The organism is Streptomyces luomodiensis, assembly GCF_031679605.1.
Classification (GTDB): domain Bacteria; phylum Actinomycetota; class Actinomycetes; order Streptomycetales; family Streptomycetaceae; genus Streptomyces; species Streptomyces luomodiensis.
In genome coordinates, this window is sequence record NZ_CP117522.1 from 125,028 (window position 1) to 142,997 (window position 17,970).

The 17,970-nt window shown below is 68.5% G+C and carries 12 protein-coding genes and 5 pseudogenes; 9 read left to right on the forward strand and 8 right to left on the reverse strand.

The annotated features are described in order from the left end of the window. Positions 1 to 380 precede the first annotated feature (380 nt). From PS467_RS00570 to PS467_RS00585, 4 genes and pseudogenes are all read left to right on the forward strand, one after another. Positions 381 to 1,571, forward strand: a complete 1,191-nt coding sequence (locus PS467_RS00570; RefSeq protein ID WP_311033421.1) for an ROK family protein — start codon at positions 381 to 383, stop codon at positions 1,569 to 1,571. A 408-nt stretch (positions 1,572 to 1,979) separates the two neighbouring features. After that, the gene (locus PS467_RS00575; RefSeq protein WP_311039734.1) at positions 1,980 to 2,951 is read left to right on the forward strand and encodes a glycosyl hydrolase; all 972 of its coding nucleotides are present in this window, start codon (positions 1,980 to 1,982) and stop codon (positions 2,949 to 2,951) included. Positions 2,952 to 2,979: 28 nt separating this feature from the next. After that, positions 2,980 to 3,618: pseudogene (locus PS467_RS00580) on the forward strand (ROK family protein); the annotation flags it as partial. Between the two features lie 44 nt (positions 3,619 to 3,662). Next, complete coding sequence (locus PS467_RS00585) at positions 3,663 to 4,454, forward strand: type I phosphomannose isomerase catalytic subunit (protein ID WP_311039735.1); 792 nt, start codon at positions 3,663 to 3,665, stop codon at positions 4,452 to 4,454. Here PS467_RS00585 and PS467_RS00590 read toward each other — a convergent pair. The 5 genes and pseudogenes from PS467_RS00590 to PS467_RS00610 form a co-directional block, all read right to left on the reverse strand. Further along, the gene (locus PS467_RS00590; RefSeq protein WP_311033422.1) at positions 4,339 to 5,940 is read right to left on the reverse strand and encodes an ABC-F family ATP-binding cassette domain-containing protein; all 1,602 of its coding nucleotides are present in this window, start codon (positions 5,938 to 5,940) and stop codon (positions 4,339 to 4,341) included. The two genes, PS467_RS00585 and PS467_RS00590, sit on opposite strands and share 116 nt — an antisense overlap. A gap of 501 nt (positions 5,941 to 6,441) precedes the next feature. Beyond that, the gene (locus tag PS467_RS00595; protein WP_311033423.1) at positions 6,442 to 6,630 is read right to left on the reverse strand and encodes a hypothetical protein; all 189 of its coding nucleotides are present in this window, start codon (positions 6,628 to 6,630) and stop codon (positions 6,442 to 6,444) included. A gap of 23 nt (positions 6,631 to 6,653) precedes the next feature. Continuing rightward, positions 6,654 to 7,109 (reverse strand): annotated as a pseudogene (locus PS467_RS41985) (DUF4158 domain-containing protein); the annotation flags it as partial. An 834-nt stretch (positions 7,110 to 7,943) separates the two neighbouring features. Then, a pseudogene (locus PS467_RS41905) lies at positions 7,944 to 8,758 on the reverse strand (Tn3 family transposase); the annotation flags it as partial. Positions 8,759 to 8,777: 19 nt separating this feature from the next. Then, positions 8,778 to 8,999: pseudogene (locus tag PS467_RS00610) on the reverse strand (hypothetical protein); the annotation flags it as partial. Between the two features lie 86 nt (positions 9,000 to 9,085). On the opposite strand from PS467_RS00610, the gene PS467_RS00615 reads away from it, so the two are divergent. Then, the gene (locus PS467_RS00615; RefSeq protein ID WP_311033425.1) at positions 9,086 to 9,508 is read left to right on the forward strand and encodes a hypothetical protein; all 423 of its coding nucleotides are present in this window, start codon (positions 9,086 to 9,088) and stop codon (positions 9,506 to 9,508) included. Between the two features lie 668 nt (positions 9,509 to 10,176). On the opposite strand, the gene PS467_RS00620 is transcribed toward PS467_RS00615, so the two are convergent. Next, positions 10,177 to 11,094, reverse strand: a complete 918-nt coding sequence (locus PS467_RS00620) for an MBL fold metallo-hydrolase (RefSeq protein WP_311033426.1) — start codon at positions 11,092 to 11,094, stop codon at positions 10,177 to 10,179. A 104-nt stretch (positions 11,095 to 11,198) separates the two neighbouring features. Between PS467_RS00620 and PS467_RS00625 the strand changes: the two genes are divergently transcribed. Next, positions 11,199 to 12,140, forward strand: a complete 942-nt coding sequence (locus tag PS467_RS00625; RefSeq protein WP_311033427.1) for an AraC family transcriptional regulator — start codon at positions 11,199 to 11,201, stop codon at positions 12,138 to 12,140. A gap of 421 nt (positions 12,141 to 12,561) precedes the next feature. Here PS467_RS00625 and PS467_RS00630 read toward each other — a convergent pair whose 3' ends face one another. Then, entirely contained in the window at positions 12,562 to 13,587 is a 1,026-nt protein-coding gene (locus PS467_RS00630) for an amidohydrolase family protein (RefSeq protein ID WP_311033428.1), read from the reverse strand. Positions 13,588 to 13,675: 88 nt separating this feature from the next. Here PS467_RS00630 and PS467_RS00635 point away from each other — a divergent pair, with 88 nt between their 5' ends. Together PS467_RS00635 and PS467_RS00640 are read left to right on the forward strand one after the other, a co-directional pair. After that, complete coding sequence (locus tag PS467_RS00635; RefSeq protein ID WP_311033429.1) at positions 13,676 to 14,614, forward strand: LysR family transcriptional regulator; 939 nt, start codon at positions 13,676 to 13,678, stop codon at positions 14,612 to 14,614. Positions 14,615 to 14,981: 367 nt separating this feature from the next. Then, positions 14,982 to 16,122, forward strand: a pseudogene (locus PS467_RS00640) (transposase); the annotation flags it as partial. Positions 16,123 to 16,324: 202 nt separating this feature from the next. Here the strand turns inward: PS467_RS00640 and PS467_RS00645 are convergent. Further along, positions 16,325 to 16,927 (reverse strand): TetR/AcrR family transcriptional regulator, encoded by a 603-nt coding sequence (locus PS467_RS00645; RefSeq protein ID WP_311033430.1) that lies wholly within the window; start codon positions 16,925 to 16,927, stop codon positions 16,325 to 16,327. A gap of 158 nt (positions 16,928 to 17,085) precedes the next feature. Between PS467_RS00645 and PS467_RS00650 the strand changes: the two genes are divergently transcribed. Continuing rightward, positions 17,086 to 17,940 (forward strand): NAD(P)H-binding protein, encoded by an 855-nt coding sequence (locus tag PS467_RS00650; RefSeq protein WP_311033431.1) that lies wholly within the window; start codon positions 17,086 to 17,088, stop codon positions 17,938 to 17,940. Positions 17,941 to 17,970: the final 30 nt, after the last annotated feature.

A 17,970-nucleotide genomic window follows, 5' to 3' on the forward strand; every position in this document is an offset into this window, starting at 1 on the left:
ACGCACATGTGGCGAGATTGTTAAGCTGACGAAGAAAGAAAGTCAACACATCGGCGGGAACTTGAGATGCATTCAGGGGCCAACGACCTGGGCCGGGGACCGCGCCCATCACGGAATCCGCGCTCCTCGGGCAGCAGTACTGCCATCTCCCGCCCGTTGCTATGTTCGTCCTGTAAATAAACTGAGTCGATGCCGGAGTCTCCGGCCGAAGCGCGGCGCCTGCCTGGGCGCCGGGGAGGATGTCGATGGGCGGGCCGGCAAGGGACATGCCGCATGCGACCAGCAGGGCCGCAGTACTGGACGTCATCAGGGCGGCCGGAACCATCAGCCGTGTCCGGTTGATCCAGGCGACGGGTTTCACGGGCGCCACGATCTCGACAGTGGTGCGTCGCCTGATCGACGACGGCCTGGTCACCGAGGTCGGCCGGTCCGAGTCCACCGGGGGCAAGCCGCGTACCCTGCTGGCGCTCAACGAAAGCTCACGCTACGCGGTCGGCGTCCATCTCGACCACTCGGGCATCACCTACGCGCTCACCGACCTCGGTGGCTCGGTGGTGGCCCGGATGTCCAGGGCCGGGGCAGGCACCGACAATCCTCCCGTGGTGGTGGCCCGCATGGCCGACGAGGTGGACAAGCTCATCCAGGGGGTCGGCATCAGCCGGAACCTGGTCCTGGGCCTGGGTCTGGTGTCCCCCGGGCCGCTCACTCCAGCCAGCGGCATGCGCCTGACGCCCCCGACGATGCGGCACTGGGAGGAGTTCCCCCTCGACCAGGCACTGGCGAAGGCCACCGGTCTTCCGGTCATTCTGGAGAACGACGCCACCGCAGCGGCCCTCGGGGAACACTGGTCCGGCGTGGTACGGGGCACCCCGAGCTTCGCCGCCGTATACATGGGAACCGGCATCGGTGCCGGCCTCATGATCGACGGTGTCGTCTACCGTGGCCGGAGCGGCAACGCCGGCGAGATCGGCCACATGTGCCTCGACGCGGACGGCCCCGACTGTTGGTGCGGCGCACGCGGGTGCACCGAAGCGCTCGCGGGTCCGGCCGCCGTGGTGACACAGGCGCGAGCCGACGTGCGCATCTCTCGTGCGGCTGGGCTGACCCAGGGGCCGGGCGGGCAGCGTCCCTCGGTGGCCGCCGACTTCGCGGCCGTGGCACGGGCAGCCCGACTCGGGGATCGTGGTGCCCGGGAGTTGCTGGAGGGGTCCGCGCGCTGGCTCGCTCTCGCCACGCGAGCGCTCGCCAACGTCATGGACCTGGAGACGCTGGTGCTCACGGGCCCTGGCCTGGCTGTCGCCGGTTCGGTGTATCTGCCTGTCGTGCAGGCGGAGTTGGACCAGGCATTCTTCGCACGCGCTGCGCATCCGGTGGTTGCGCGCCTGTCGGACTCGGCCGCCACCGCTCCCGCCATCGGAGCGGCGACCATGGTGCTACGGGCCGAACTGGTGCCCCTGCGCCAGGGTGGCCTTCCCCTTTCAAGCGCTCTGGGGGAGCCGGAGCTCAAAGCCGCGGCCGACGCCGCAGCGGACGGCACCCGCTCGGTGACATCGCGCCGGGATTCGCTCTGATCACCACTTCGCGGAGTGCCGCCGACGTCGACCAGTAGGCCCAGCCCGGCCGAGGGCGACTGCCGTTTGCGGGGCCGTGAGCCGACGGCTGCACCCAAACGCTGGCACATCATCGGAAGCAGCTAACTTTGGCCGGTAGCCAAAGTTATTCCGTCGGCAGGCTTGTCAACTTTCGGACACGCTCTTAACGTCATGGACACACCAGCGGGCTCCGGACAGTTGCGTTCAGTCACACCGAGTCTGCCGTCGTGTCCCCCGTCCTGCGCGCCGCGATGCCTGACGCAGGCCGTCTCATCCCTCCTCACACTCCAGGAGATGCTCATGCCTCCAGCGAAGTTGACGCGCCGCGCGGCCCTCCGCGGGGCGACAGGCGCCCTCGTACTCGTCGGCTCTTCCGCTGTGGACACCATGACGGCGACCGCAGCACAGGCCACCCCCACCACCTCGCATCGCCGGCCGATGGCCAAGCGCGCCGCCCGTCCCGTCAACACGAGTGCCACCCGCGAGGCAGGCAACCTGCTGTCGTTCATCGCCGCCCAGTACGGGAACCACATCATTTCCGGTCAACAGGAGTCAACGTGGATTGACGGTCCCGACTACGAGATGAACTACATCCACGACAGGACCGGCACATACCCTGCCATCCGCGGCCTCGACATCTGCGACGCTCCTGGGTCCGCCGACCGGGCCATCGCCTGGTGGCGAGCCGGGGGGATCCCGATGTTCGGCTATCACATGGGGGCGCCCACCTGCCCGGACAACTACGAGGGCTCCCAGCAGACCGTGTCGATCGACAGGGTACTCACCCCCGGGACGGCCGAGCACACCTCCTTCCTTGAACGGCTCGACAATGCGGCCGCGCAGTTGGGCACACTACAAGCAGCCAGAGTGGCCGCCATCTGGCGTCCCTTCCACGAGGCCGGCGGGACCTGGTTCTGGTGGAGCAAGGAGGGCGGAGCCCAGTACCAGCGGCTGTGGCGGTTCACGTTCGACTACCTCACCACCACCAAGGGGCTGAACAACCTGGTCTGGCTGTTCGGCTTCAACGGCACACCGGCCGCCTCCGCCTCCTTCTACCCCGGCAAGCAGTACGTCGACATCGCCGGCGCCGACACCTATGCCGGCGATGGCGACTACGACCCGCAGAAAGCGATGTACGACGCAACGACAGCAGTGGTCGGCTCGGCTGTTCCCGTCGCTCTGCACGAGAACGGCCCCATCCCCGACCCGAACCTGCTTGGGCAGGCGGGAGCCCACTGGGTCCTGTTCAACACCTGGAACGTCGAGCACCTGACGGTGAGCAACTCGGTGGAGCATCTGGTCAACGTCTACCAGCACCACTACGTCATCACCCGCGATGAGGTACCGAACCTGCGCTGATCACTGGGCCAGGCTCCGCCGCCGCAGAGGATCCGTGTCCTGCCTGGGTATCGGGAGCGCCGGTCCTGTGGACACCGTCGCCGGTCGCCGGCACCGTCAGCCCCGTCAACATCCCCGCGTGGCGCGGTTTTCCCCTGGTCGCCGAGATCGCGTCCTATCCGGGTATGCCGGCCGGGACCCAACCCGTGCTGATCGGTGACGCCGTCGCCATGACGGCGGCCGAACACTGGAAGGGCGCTGCGCGCGGCGTCGCGAACGCCCTGTGCATGGTGGTGTCCACAGGCGTAGGAGGCGGTCTTGTCCTCGATGGACGCCTGCATTCGGGAATCACCGGCAACGCTGGTCACATAGGCCATATCAGCGTGGATCTCGACGGTGAGTACTGCCCCTGCGGCTCCCGAGGCTGTGTGGAACTGCTGGCCAGTGGCTCCGCCGGCGTGCCCTGGCAGCGGGGTGGCTGCCACCATCAGGCAGCGAACCGACGGCGGCGTCCGTCGCGGCCTCCGCGCGCGGAGGAGACGACATCGCCCTCGCCGTGTTCGACCGGGCGACGCAGGCGCTGGCCGCCGGCATAGCCGCCACCGTCTCCCTCGTGGAACTCGACCTGGTGGTCATCGGCGGCGGTGTCGCGCAGGCCGGGGACCTGCTCTTCACCCCGCTGCGCCGCCATTTTCTGCGGCGGGATGCGCCAAGGAGGCCGAGGGCATACCTCTGAGTGCGCCCCACCGCTCCTACAAGGATGACCAGCACAAGCCGGAGTTGATCGTCGCTCTCACTCCCTTCCAGGGGCTGTGCGGCTTTCGCAGTCCGCGGGAGAGCGCCGTCCTCCTGGAAGGACTCGAAGTCACCGCGCTCGACGAACACGTCGCCACGCTGCGCGAGGCTCCCGAGGCGGAGGCACTGCGCCATTGCGTCGCCGCGTTTCTCGACGCAGCCCCCTGGACGCCGGAGTCCGTCGCCATGTCCCTGGCGCGGCACGCCGCCGAGGACGGTCCCCGCGCCGAGTCGTACTCCGTGTACGCCGAGATCGCCCGCATGCGCCCGGGTGATCCGGGCCTCCTTGTCGCCCTGCTGCTCAACATCGTGCGGCTGAGCCCGGGACAAGGGCTCTTCCTCGGATCCGGGGTTCCCCATGCCTACCTCAGGGGACTGGGTGTCGAGGTCATGGCGAGCTTCGACAACGTGCTGCGCTGTGGTCTCACCGCCAAGCACATCGATGTCCCCGAACTGCTGCGCATCGTCCGGCGGCCTTTCAGGTCGTGCATGGTGCTCCCTCAGCGAATCGGCCGGTCCGGAAAGGACCGGGCATGGCCGTATGGCGTTCTGCCGGTACGGGTTCGGAAGGGGCCCGGTCCCGACAGAGCGGGCGGCGTGCCGTTGTCCCAGATCAGGCCAGGGAGATCAGGCCGGCGTACTCCTCGCTCCACAGGTCCTCCTCCCCGTCGGGGAGGAAGAGGACCCGGTCGGGGCGGAGCGCCTCCACCGCGCCCCGGTCGTGGGTGACCATGACGACCGCCCCCGGATAGTCGCCCACGGCGGCCAGGACCTCGTCACGGGAGACCGGGTCCAGATTGTTCGTGGGTTCGTCGAGCAGCAGCACGTTCGCGCCGGAGTGGATGAGGCACGCCAGCGCCAGCCGGGTCTTCTCGCCGCCGGAGAGGACACCGGTGGGCTTGTCGGCGTCGTCGCCTCGGAACAGGAACGCGCCGAGCACCTGCCGCACCTCGCCGTCGCTCAATCCCGGGGCCGAGGACGACAGCGACTGAAGCACCGTCGCGGCGGGATCGAGCGTGTCGTGCTCCTGGGCGAAGTACCCCAGACACAGGCCGTGCCCCGGTACCACCCGTCCCCGGTCAGGCGGCTCCTCGCCTGCCAGGACCCGCAGCAGCGTGGTCTTGCCCGCACCGTTGAGCCCCACCACGACCAGACGGCTGCCGCGGTCGACGGCCAGGTCGATCCCGTCGAAGACCGTGTGCTCGCCGTACGACTTGGCCAAGCCGACCGCCGCCAGCGGGACGCGCCCGCAGGGTTCCGGGGTGGGCAGCCGTACCCGGGCCACTCGTTCGGCCCTGCGGGTCGGCTCCAGTTCCCGCAGCATGGTATCCGCGCGCCGGACCATGTTCCGCGCGGCCACCGCGGTCGCCACGTGTGATCGCATCTTCTCCGCCTGCGCGCGCAGCGCCGCGGCCTTGCGTTCGGCGTTGGCGCGCTCCCTGACCCTCCTGCGCTCGGCGGCCTCGCGGTCGGTCCGGTAGCGCCGCCAACCGGTGTTGTAGACCTCGATCGCCAGCCGTTCGGCGTCGACATGGAAGACCCGGTTCGCCACGGCCGCGATCAGATCGGCGTCGTGACTGATCATCAGCAGGCCGCCGGAGAACCCCGACAGGAAGGTGCGCAGCCAGGCGACGGAGTCGGCGTCGAGGTGGTTGGTCGGTTCGTCGAGCAACAGCGTGTCCTGCTCGGCGAAGAGAATCCTCGCCAACTCCACCCGCCTGCGCTGCCCGCCGGACAGTTCGCCGAGCCGCTGCGTCAGCACCCGGTCGGGCAGGCCGACGCCCGCAGTCACCTGTGCGGCGACGGCCTCGGCCGCGTAGCCCCCCAGGACGTCGAACTCGTCCTGCGCCCTGGTGTAGGCGCGCATGGCCCGGTCGCGCTCGGTGTCGGACCGGGCTTCGGCCATGGCGGTCTCCGCGGCGCGCAGCGCGGCTGTGACGCGGTCCAGGCCGCGGGCGGCCAGGACCCGGTCCATGACCGTCTGGTTCTGGTCGGCTCCGCGCGGGTCCTGTGCCAGGTAGCCGACCGGTCCGGTCGCCCTGATGGTCCCGGCGGCGGGCCGCAGTTCACCCGCAATCGTGCGCATGAGCGTCGTCTTGCCCGCCCCGTTACGCCCGACGAGGGCGACCCGGTCACCGGGCGAGATGTGGAAGTTGACATCCGACAGCAGCAGACGTGGGCCGACACGCACATCCACATTACACAATGTAATCAATGAAAACTCTCCATGGCTTCCTGAAGGCAGACCTGTCCCCTTGGGCGAGGGTGGGTCGCTAGGAAACACGCGGAGTCGACATGCGGGTCATGCTAGCGACCTACCGACGAGACATGCCAGCCGTTTGTTGGTGCGCACGGTGCGCGCGGGGCCGTGCGGCTCAGCCCACAGCGGTACTTCCCCTCGCGGGGCGGTGCGCGAGGCACCCACCGCCGCGGCGGCGCAGACGGTCGCGGCCACCAGGCCGAGCATTCCCATTTCGGCGCCGAACCCCAGGTGCCCGGACGCGGTGGCGCCGACGAGCCCCCCCCCCGGCCCCACTCGCGCCCAGGCCGGCCACTGTCACGTCGCTGATCTGCAGCGCCGCGCCGACGGTTCGCGAGGCCGGGCGGGCCTGCGAGCGCTGGTTCACCGGGCGCCGTCTGGCGCATCCGGCCCCGGACCCCGGCTCGGAACCAGGCCGGGAACCGGCGGTACGCGGTGTACAGGCCGGTCCGGTGCTCAATCGCCGCCGGTGACCCAAAGCGAGCTGAAGCCGTGGAAGCCCAGGTTGTTGTTCCAGTCGGTCGCCTGCGGCGGCACCCGCAGAGCCGGCCACCTGCGTACAGGGTGCTCAGAGCGTACGGCCTTGCCGCCTGTGGCCCGAGGACCGGGAACGGTCGCCGCGTTGAGGTTGAAGCGGGTGTCCATGTCAAGCTCACCTCGCCGTACAGCCGGACGTGCGACCAGAAAAGCGGGACCAAGCCGCCCTGGTCGGCGGGCGTGAGGAGGTCCGCCCACTCTGGCTCGCCGAGGGAATCCTGGAGCATCAGGGTGTTCACATACACCAGGGCCAATTGCAGAATCAGCAGGCACAGCACGAACATCTCTTGCTCGTCGCGCCGGTTCACCTGTATCTGCCGGGCGACGAACTCCACCGCCTCGCCCGGCAACTCGAACCGGCCCCGGGGAAACCGGCCGTACTGCGTGTAGAACTTCAGCAACACGGCGAAGCCCAGTCGCGTCGCACCGCGCTTGCCGGACACGAGACCTTGCTCGTCTTTCAACAGCGTCCAGTGCTCGACCAGGTCGTCCCCGTCCAAAGGGGTACGGGCCACGGTCGTAGATCGTCCTCTTGGAGCTTCACCCCGCACAGCTGTACGACCCGGACTCACCCGCACGGGTGACATCCCCGCGAGATCACCGCCGTTTGCGGCGGCTGGTGACAGCGTTCTTACCGGCACCCCGATCTCCGCTCGGCGAGCGCGCCGAAGGTAGATCACGTTGCCGCAGTTCTCGCACTCCCCGCTGATGTCCAGGCGGATCCCGTCGTCGCCCTGCCGGTCCGAGCAGGCTGGCCGCCGCGCCAGGTCCCGCCGGATCAACCGCCCGTATGGCGGTCGACCAGGGCCTCGCCGCCGGTCTCCTCCAGCGGTCGGTGAGCCTGCCGGCCAGCAGCCTCGGCGCGGCTTCTGGTCGCATCGCAGGGGTTCTTCAGCCGCCCCAGCTCGACCGACGAGGCCTCTCGGCTTGGTCCTGCTGCCAGCCGTTCAGCCGTGCCCGCAGCCAGGCCACGGGCGACAGGACCGCTCGCAGATCGAGATCCTCCGGGAGCCCCACCGGCTCGTCTCCGCCTGCGGAGAGCGCAGAAGCTTCCCGGTCTTCCAGCTCCCGCGGCACGGCTCACCTCCGCCTGAGCGGAGGCAATTGATCAAGGGCCGCCCGGGCCGGATGGTGCTCTCCGTCGAAGTGATCGGTGGGGCCTCTCCGCGCGAGCGTGCCGCGACGCACACCTCGCGGGTCGAGAACTCTCCATTGGCCGATGCCGCCAGAAGATCGGCAGCTGCGTCGATGATCAGCGCGCGGGTTCGCTGAGCCGATGAAGCCTCCTTCGTCATATAGCGGTGATACACAAAAGCACTCCTGGGCCCGAAATAAAGCTCATCGACGCTATACGAGGTCGAGAGTCCGTTCCCCCCATCGTCACGCTGCCCCCTGAGGCCATCGCGCTTCCCGCCAGGTGGTCAGGCCGGATCAGCAGCATCCTTGTCACGCAAAGGCCGCAGCCCGCCGGGCAGGCCGGGAAGCTGGAAGGAGTACCGGCCGAGCACGCTGATGTGGTGGCGGACGAACGGCGAGAACCGGACGACGTCCTCGTTGCGGATCTCCAAGCCGTCCTGACCGGAGCTGGGTCAGGGCGGCGTCCACGTACCAGGTGTCGAACAGCACGAAGGCGTTGAGGACCAAGCCCAGCACCCCGATCCGGTCCTCCATGCCGTCCTCGTAGCGCTGGCAGAGCTGCCCCGAGCGGCCGTGGAAGATCTTCCGCGCGAGCGCGTGGCGGCCTTCCTGGAGGTTGGCCTGCACCTTGATCTGGCGGCGGTAGCCGGGCACGTCCGCCAGGCGCAGGACGTGCAGGGCCTTCGCGATCCGCCCGTAGTGCGCGATCGCATCCCCCAGCCGGGTGGGCCGACCGTCGCGGGAGAGCATCCGGATGACATCGCAGGCGCGGACGGCCCGGTGTGGATGGAGCCGATGATCCGCAGGATGTCCTCCCAGTGCCGCTCGATCCGGGCGAGGCCGATCCGGCGTCGGAGGCGGTGTCGGTGACGATCACCTCCGGGCAGCGGCCGCCGTCGCGATTGCAGAGGACGTCCAGCACATACAGAGAGTCACGCCGGGTTCCGGCCACCACCTCCCCGCCCAGACCTGCCACCTGGTCGTCGATCATGCTGAGCCAGGTCACCCAGCCCCGGCACCCGAAGTAACGCGGGCTCAGCCGCGCACACACCGACGGCACGAGCACAACGAACCCCACCCCGTCAACGGAAGCGACCAGGGCCTGTGTGATGTCGTGATCAGTCAGTGGTCTTCAGGAGGTCGTCGATCCAGATCATTGCGGCTCGGAGGTGGAGGCCGGCGAGGTAGCTTTCGGGTGACTTGTCGTAGCGTGTGGCGATCCCTCGCCAGGCCTTCAGCTTGTTGATCAGCCGCTCGACGGTGTTCCGCTCCTTGTAGAGACCGGCATCGTGGCTGACGGGCCGGCCGCCTCCGGAGCCCTTGTTCTTCCGGGGAACTGCTCAAGCCCAGGTCCTTGTCTATGTTGGTGCGTGGCCACAGGCGCGCCCCTGGTTGCAGAGGCCGCCGCATCTCAACGGGGGACGGGATGAGCGAGTCGAGCAACGAGACCGAGGGCACAGGCATCTTGATCGCGCTTGGCATGACGGCCGGCCTGTCCTTGGTCTGGGCCTATGTCATCAAGGACCAGGCAGAGCTGATGACTTGGGGCTCCTTGGTGATGGCCGGAGTCACCGGCCTCATCGCCGGAAACTACAGCAACCACAGCCAGTCGGTCGCCGTCACCTGTGCCTTGGCCACCCCGCTCGGCACCTACCTGGGCACGCTCCTCGGCCTCTGTCTGATCGCCGTCGCTCGGTACGGAGGTGACTTCAGCGACGCCTGGCACGTCTTCACCAGCGACACCAGCGAGGCGGCGCGCCTGTTCAAAACGGAGGCCCAGGACCGCGACTGGCTCTTCCTGTTCCTGTCGGCGCCGGTGGGGTACGGAGCGGCGATGCTGGAGGATTGACCTGGGACGGGTCCACGCGGCGGCCGCGGGGACCCGTCCCACCCGTCCCTCCTCCGCGCTCGCCTCGAGGACCCCTGGCGCCCCACAAGGCCACGCTTTAGGGCCTGTGTGATGTCGTGATCAGTTGCCGGATTCTTCCCTCTTCGTGGGGTGGAAGCCCGTAGGACATGGGTCGTGACGCGCAGACAACTCACCGATGCCGGGTCATACGAGTCAAGGGCCCCTCGGGGGTAGGAGTACGTCCGCGTCGTCTCCTTCTGGTACCCGGAGGCGGTGAGCGGCCCGTACGCGCCGCTGGTCGATCCATCCCCGAAACGCCAACGGAAGTAGACGCGCCCACTGGCGCCGTCCGACTGCGAGTCGGTGATCGTCACCTTCGCGTAGCTGGTATCGCCGGATACCCAGTACTCGCCATGTGCCCAGGCCCCCACCACATCGGCCTGGGTGCCCGTCGCGTTCCAGGGGGTGGCTGCCTGAGCGGTGCCGGCGGAGGCGAGCATCCCTGCCAGAGCCAGCGTCCCACTGGCCGCCACGAGCACCTATCTACGCGAAGTCCTTTGCTGCTTACCTCGTTTCACACTGACCTCCTCCCGAATGCTGTAGGCCCACGACCGTCCTGCGGGGCGGTGAGCGGGCGAGGTCACGGCCCGCTCGAGGGCGGACGTGCTCTACTTGCGGCCGACTGTTGCCCATGGGCCGAGAGTGAAGCTGTCACCGTCCCGTCGTACTTCCAGGGCCCCCGCGCCACCGAAATGCGCGGGAACGAGCAGCTCCCGTTCGTCGACGGCCCGTCCGAGGATCCGACAGCGGCTGGCCGTCGCTTGTTCCGGGGCCAGGCAGGCACTGCTGTTGCAGCCGGGGTGCAGGATCTGCACCGGGCTGTGAAGCAGGTCCCCGACGAAGACCGCCCGGTCGCTGCCGGACGCCAGGCGCAGCACGGATGAGCCGGGAGTGTGGCCGGGTGCGGCTTCCAGGGTGAGGTGTTCGTCGATGCGGTGGTGGCCGTCCCACAGCACGGCCTGTCCGGCCTGGTGGATGGGCGCGATGCTGTCTTCGTAGATCAGGCGGTCGACCTCCTGCACGCCGTTGCCGTACGCGTTGTCCGGACCGTAGTGGAAGTCGTCGGCGGCCGGAATGAGGTAGTGGGCATTGGGGAACGCCGGCACCCACTGCCCGTCCGCGTCGACGGTGTTCCATCCGACGTGGTCGACGTGCAGGTGGGTGTTGACGACGACGTCGACGTCCTGGGGCCGGATGCCGGCCCGCTCCAGCAGGCCGAGGAAATCACTCTGCGCGTTGTGGAAGGGCCCCATGCCCGGCCGCTCACGCCCGTACCCGGCTCCGGTGTCGACCAGGACGGTCCGGCCGGCACTGCGCAGCACCCAGCTCTGCAGAGCGGACACCACCATGCCGCTGTCCGGCTCCCAGTGGTCCGGTGCCAGCCAGCCCTCGTTGTCCTTCCACACATCGGCGGCGACCGCTGGGAGGAAATCGGGAGCCGGCAGGACCGGCTGGTGCCACTCGACGACCCGGATGACCTCGACGTCGCCCAGCACCATGCTCTGCACATTATCGTTCTCGTTCATCACGTCATCGACGTTAAGGACGCCCGGACGATCGTCTCAATGCGTCATGGACTCACAAAAATACGTATGCGTCTCACCTTTCATACGGTGGATACCGTGGAGGGATGGATGTAGTGAGCGACGCGATCTCTGCCGTGCACCTCGGGCACCCCTGGTTCCACCGGATGCGGACCAACGGCACCTGGTGCGCGCGGCTGGACCCCTACGACGGCGCGGGCTTCTACGTCGTCATCAAGGGCCGCTGCTGGCTTTTGACCGACAACAGCGCCCCCGTGCCTCTCGGCGTGGGTGACGCGGTACTGCTGCCCCATGGCACAGGCCACGTGATCGCCGATTTCCCGATCGACCCGGCGACCGCGAAGACCAAGGCGGTGCCGTTCGAGCAATCCCTTGCCCAGCAGACAGAGCCGCCAGCCCAGCACGATCACCACGAGACAGAGACGATCTGCGGCAAGTACTGGCTAGACTGCAGCCGCATGCACCCGCTCATGGCGGAGCTGCCTGACATCGTCCACCTGCCCAATCGAGTAGGCAGCCACCCCGAACTCCGTGCGGCCATCGATCTGCTCGCCGGTGAGCTGGATGAAATCCGGTGCGGCTCCTGCGTGGCACTGCCGAGCCTGCTCGACCTCCTCCTCGTCTACATGATCCGCGCCTGGATGACGGAGGCCCCCAACGGAGTCTGGCCCCGCGTACTTGGCGACCCAGTGACGGCCGCCGCCCTGCGGGCCTTGCACTCCGACCCGGCCGCGCCGTGGAGCACCGACTGTCTGGCGGCCGATGCGGGCGTCTCCCGCTCCACCCTGGCACGCCGGTTCACCACCCTCGTCGGCCGCCCTCCGATGGCATACCTCACCTGGTGGCGCTTGATCCGTGCCGCCACCCTGCTCCGGGATACCCAGGACACCCTGGCCGCCATCGCCGACCGAGTCGGCTACCGCAGCCCATACGCCCTCTCACACGCCTTCCAACGGGAGTTCGGCGTCACACCGGGACGGTATCGAGCACAAGCCACGGCACGATCCGCCGACGTCGGAACAGACTGAGCTCTTTCAGCGGGGCCACCGATCCAGTGACGAGGCCGCTCAACGGCGCGTGCCGCAGCCGCAGCGAACCCGAGGCCGACACTCGGCCGGCGGGACCCGTCCTGTCCGGAATGCTGCTCAAACCCGCCGACAGGTCCGCACCGCCGAGCACGCTCAAGCATGCGTGCCCAGCCTGCGAGTCTCACTTGCCACGGTGTCCGGATCTTGAGCGGCTGGAGGTCCGCCACCGGGCGCACGCACGCCTCGAGGACCGCATCCGCTGCGGCAAGCGGCACCGTCCCTGCCCACCCACAACCCGAGGAACCCTGGAGCATCCGACCCGCACGTCGGGCCCCGGCCATGCCCGCCCGGCCATGAGCAACCGACACCACCGCTTCACCGCGATCCGACCAGCTCAGCCACGCGAAACGACATGGGGAGGCTAGAGTCGGAACAGCTTCTCGGCGTTCAGGTGCGTCATCTTCTCCTTGTCCTCGTGGCTGACGGGCAGCTCCTCGACGAATGCCCGCGTGCCGTCCAGCGCCAGATACGGGTAGTCGACGGACCAGATGATGCGGTCGGCGCCCACCACCTTGTGCACGAACTCGAAGTGGGGCAGCCCCCAGATACCGCTGGGGGTGACCCAGACATGACTCCGGTAGATCTCGGTGATGGTGTCCGGCAATCCGGTCGTTCTCGGCGGGAGCGCATCGTCGAGGCGCTGCAGGAAGAACGGCACCATCTCTCCCCAGTGGCCGCTGATGACCTGCAGGTCGGGGTGGCTCTGGAAAGCTCCGGAAAGGATCAGCCGCAGAACGTGTACTCCGGCCTCGTTGTGCCAGCCCCACGCGCCGAGCGAGAGCCATGAGCTCACAGCCGGGGAGAAGCCGCCGTAGTAGGCGTCCTGCACCTGCGGCAGTGGGTGGTACGGATGCACATAGAGGGGCACCCGCAGGTCGCTGAGCTTTTGGAGCACGGGTGCGTATCGCGGGTCGTCCAGGAACGTCTCCCCCGGCCGGCCCACGATGAGCACGCCTTTCAGACCCAGTTCGCCTACCGACCTGTCGAGTTCGGCGACCGCCGCCCGCGGATCCTGCCACGGCAGGACCGCGAACCCGCTCAGCCGGTCCGGGTACGCCTTGATCGCGGCGGCGAGCCGGTCGTTGGCGGCACGCGTCAGCGACACGGCCTCGTCGGGTGGGGCGAGTTGCGCCGGCGTGGTGAAGGAGACCACTTGCATCTGGATGCCGTGCTTGTCCATGTTCCTGATCCGGCCCTCGCCGAGGTCCGCGGCCAGCTCGTCGGCCTCCCGCATCGACAAGACCGTCGGGCGCCCGCTACCACGCGGCCAGGGCGCTTCCGCGTCCTGTTGAGCGCCCATATAAGGCGCTTCCCGCAGCAGGGCGGGTGCGGCGGCCTTCGCCATCTCACGGTCGACCGTGTGTTCTTCGACGCAGATGATTTTCATGCCTTCATGGTCCGTTCGGCCGAAGCGGTCCGTCCAAGACCTTCAGCGGCACCTGCCATACCCTGAAGGCATCACCACAGGGTAGGAGGTGGGTGCGACGGATCTGGACCTGCGCAAAGTGCGCTACTTCGTCGCTGTGGCCGAGCACCGGTCCTTCGTCCGTGCTGCCGAAGCGCTGCACATCGCGCAGCCGGTTCTGTCCCGCCAGATTCGTTCGCTGGAGCATGACCTGAAGGCCACCCTGTTCGACCGGGACACCAAGGGAACGCGGCTCACCGCGGCCGGTGAGGTGTTGCTCGAGGAAGCGCTCAGTCTGCTCGCGGCGGCAGATGCTGCCCGCCGCCGCGTTCGCGATGCGGCCGCGGGCTCGCGCAGATTCACGGTCGGGTTCACGCCTGGCGTGTCCATCGCCCCCGCTGTCCGGGAATTCGCCGCCCGCCACGCCGACGTCTCGGTGGAGGTGCTCCGCATGGATTTCGTCCACCGGGCCGACTCCGTGAGGGACGGCCAGGTCGACGTCGGATACCTGCGGCTGCCGGTCCGCACTCACGGCCTGTCGATCGAGCCGTTGTTCAGCGAGCCACGCGTGGTCGAGTTGCCGACCGGCCATCGGCTCGCGCAGCGAGCCACGGTGCGCATCGCCGAGCTGAGGGCCGAACGCATGCTTCTCGACGACGTGGCCCAACCACGCGACGGCTCACCTGCGTCGCCGGAAGAACACACGGAGCGGCCAGTCCTCGCCGCCCGGAGCATCGAGGAGTTGCTCGAGCATGTCGCCGCGGGACGCGGTGTCGTGGTGGTTCCGCTCTCGACCGCCCTGTACTTCGCTCGCCCCGACATCACCCACGTCGTCATCGAGGACCTGGACCCGTCCCATGTCTGCCTTGCCTGGAGAAGTTCCCGACGTGACGCGCTCATCAGGGAATACATCGACATCGCCCGGCGGACGGCTTCGGCGCGCCGGCTCGGCGGCAACGGTACGGTGAGCGACCACAGTTCATTCGACACGATGCACGGCCGCGACTGACGCTTCCCCATGACCAGACCAACGAGGAGACAAACCGACAGTCACCTGGCCATAGTTCGTCGACGACCACCCGCACGCCTACGAGGTGAAGCGGCTCTGCGCGGTCCTGGAGGTGGACCGTTCGAGCTACTCAAGTGGCGCGCCGGTGCTGAGCTCGTTCCTTAACATCGGGCCCGGCCGTGTGGTCACTCTTTGGAGTGATCGCAGGGTATGAGGGCGGCCTTCCTCATGATCCTGAACTCTGCGACGAGGTCTCGGAGTTCACCAGGAAGGCCGTGAGGATGAGTGTGCTGGCATCGGCCGGCGAGCGGAACGTGCTTGAGGAACTGTCACGCTTTCGGACGGCCTTCTACGGGTGCTTGTCCGGCGGACGCCGGTCGAGCTGTCCCTGCTCGCCGAACACCAGCGCGGCTACGGCTCGTTGTACGGCGCTCTGAACCATGGTCGGCTCGACACGAACACCCTGCGCGACCTGCTGGTTTCCTTGCCGCTTCCGCGGTTCGACGGGCGGATCGTGCTCACGGTGGACGTCTCACCGTGGCTGCGGTCGGACGCCGCCTGCTCGCCGGAGCGATTGTTCTGCCTGGTCCACGGCCGCAACGGCCGCTCATCGGACCACGTGGTGCCGGGCTGGCCGTACTCATTCGTCGCCGCGCTCACCCCGGACCGCACGTCGTGGACCCAGGTCCTGGACGCGGTCCGGCTCGGGCCCACCGACGACGCCGCGGCCGTCACCGCCGACCAGCTGCGGGCCGTGGTCGAGCGCCTGGTCACGGCCGGTCAGTGGCAGGACGGCGACCGGAAACATCCTGGTTGTGATGGGCCTGGCGAAGCCGGAGACCTGGCCGGAGCCGACAGCAGTGACCCTCAACAACACACCCCGCTACGGCAAGGCCGAGGCCCGCGCCTGGGACCGGCTCCACCCCCGGCTCACCCACCGCTCGCCCTGGATCGACCTGGACGGCGAACTCCCCCTGATCGAAGGCACGATGATCCGCCTCAAGGCCGACCACCAGCCCGGCGACCGCGACGCGCCGCCGGTCTGGCCGTGGTCCTCCGCGACCGGCGCGCCCCCGGACCACCTCGACTTCGTCTGGTCGTGCTACCTGCGCAGATTCAACCTGGAGCACACGTTCCGCCTGTTCAAGCAGTCCCTGGGCTGGACCCGCCCCCGGCTGCGTGACCCACAGGCAGCAGACCGGTGGACGTGGCTGGTGATCGCCGCGCACACCCAGCTCCGCCTCGCGCCGCCGCTGGCAGCCGACCGGCGCAAGCCCTGGGAGAAGACCACCCGCACCGGCACCGCGCTCACCCCGACCCGCGTCCGGCGCGGGTTCAGGAACATCCGCCCCCACCTCGGCAGTCCAGCCCGTGCACCCAAACCCACCCGGCCGGGGCCAGAACGACCACCCGGTTCGAAGAACCGGCGCCCCACCACCCGCTACGACGTGGGCAAGACCGTCAAACGCCCCGAGACCCTAGTCGCTCTGCGTAATGGCAGATGTTAAGGAACAAGCTGAGGCCCGGGCCGCCCGGCGGCGCGAGGACCAGCTCCTGGTCGAGAAGATCCACGAGGTCCACGGCGAGTCCGGCGGCGCCTAGGGCCTTTCTTGTGGATCATCCATCCGTGACCCGGCTGCACGGGTTTCGCACTGCGCCGGAGCGAGACCAGCCCACAGGGCGACGCGGGACACCAGGGCAAGGGCGCTGTCATCGTCCGCCAGAAGCGGAGGAGTGCCCTCGGATTCCGTCCAGGAGGTACATGGTGCGGCGGTCGTAGTCGGCCCGGGGAGGCCGCTTGCCGTGCTTGAGGGCGAGGGCGTTGTCGACGACGAGGGCGTGGAGGTCGCCCGCCGTGAACTCCGGCCGCAGCGCACCGGAGGCCCGTGCCGCTGCGATGAGCTCTTCGTTGGCCTCGCTTCCGACCCGGCAGATCTCCATGAGCTGCTGCGAGTGCGGATATGTCTGCAACAGGACGTCGTTGAAGGCGGGCTGGCGGTACTGGAGGTCGCGGATCGCGGTGAGGTAGTACGCGATCCGCTCGCCGACGTCGTCGATGGTCCGAGTGTGGTCGATGACGGCGAACAGCTCACTCGCCACAACCTCTTCGATGACGGCTTCGATGAGGCCGATCCGCCCGCCGAACCGGTTGAAGATCGTGGCCTTACTCACGCCTGCTGCCTTGGCTACCTCCTCCAGCGGCACCGTCAGGCCCTGCCCCTGGAAGGCGCCGATTGCGGCCGAGCGGATCTGTTCGGAATTGCGCCGGGCGTCGGCGCGCAGCCGGGCTTCCGAAGGCACCGCACCAGCCATGGCCCTCACCGTCCCTTCCTGTCGCCCGTCGTCGTAATTTGACTCGCCGGGTCAGCTTACCTACGGTCGTCGACAGGAGAGAACCTGACCCTATTGGTCAACTTATGCTGCCGCCCACCCTGAGACGGACACCGTGGGCGCTCAGGAAGGTCGAGAACATGATCGTTGTCACCGGCGCCACTGGTGGACTGGGCGGCGCTACCGTCGACCACCTCCTCAAGCGCATACCCGCCGACCAGATCGGTGTCAGTGTCCGCGACGCCGCCAAGGCGCAGCACTTCGCCGACCGTGGCGTGCGCGTGCGGCAGGGCTCCTACGAGGACCCGGCCGCGCTGCGTGACTCATTCGCCGGGGCCGAGCAGGTCCTTCTGGTGTCCGGCAACGACCCGGCCGCCGACATGGTCAGCCTGCACCGCAATGCCATCGAAGCCGCGGCCGCGGCCGGCGCCCGGCGGGTCCTCTACACGAGCCAGCAGGGCGCCGTCCCTGGCAACCCGTACCCGCCGTCGGACATCCACATCGCCACCGAGGCGATCCTCGGCGACTGCGGCGCCGCCTGGACCGCACTGCGCAACGGCGCCTACGGCCCGCTCGATCAGGTTCTCGGCCCGTGGCAGCGGACCGGCGTGATCGCCCAACCGGAAGACGGCCCCGTCCCGTATACCGACCGTGCCGATATAGCCGAGGCCACTGCGGTCATTCTCGCCGGTGACCGCTCCTTCGACGGCCCCGTCACCCTCACCGCGCCGACCGCCGTCACCCTCGACGATTTCACCAAGATCGCCTCTGATCTCACCGGTCGCACCATCAAGCGCATCCTCCTGGACGACGAACAGTGGATCGCCGACCAGATCACGATCGGTATGCCGGAGCAGATGGCCCGACTCATGCTCACCTGGTATCAGGCAGCCCGCGCGGGCTACTTCGCTGAAGCCGACCCTCTGCTGGCCGAACTCCTGGGCCGCGAGCCCCGCACCGCCGCTGACCGGCTCGCAGCCCACATCGCCGCCTGAAGCTGAGCTTCTGTCCGATCGCCTGATCGT

Bases quoted from the DNA above. Each gene is read 5' to 3' on its own strand.
- PS467_RS00575 (WP_311039734.1), top strand. From the start codon at position 1,980: ATGACGGCGACCGCAGCACAGGCCACCCCCACCACCTCGCATCGCCGG.
- PS467_RS00595 (WP_311033423.1), bottom strand. From the start codon at position 6,630: ATGGACACCCGCTTCAACCTCAACGCGGCGACCGTTCCCGGTCCTCGG.
- PS467_RS00615 (WP_311033425.1), top strand. From the start codon at position 9,086: ATGAGCGAGTCGAGCAACGAGACCGAGGGCACAGGCATCTTGATCGCG.
- PS467_RS00620 (WP_311033426.1), bottom strand. From the start codon at position 11,094: ATGAACGAGAACGATAATGTGCAGAGCATGGTGCTGGGCGACGTCGAG.
- PS467_RS00625 (WP_311033427.1), top strand. From the start codon at position 11,199: ATGGATGTAGTGAGCGACGCGATCTCTGCCGTGCACCTCGGGCACCCC.
- PS467_RS00630 (WP_311033428.1), bottom strand. From the start codon at position 13,587: ATGAAAATCATCTGCGTCGAAGAACACACGGTCGACCGTGAGATGGCG.
- PS467_RS00645 (WP_311033430.1), bottom strand. From the start codon at position 16,927: ATGGCTGGTGCGGTGCCTTCGGAAGCCCGGCTGCGCGCCGACGCCCGG.
- PS467_RS00650 (WP_311033431.1), top strand. From the start codon at position 17,086: ATGATCGTTGTCACCGGCGCCACTGGTGGACTGGGCGGCGCTACCGTC.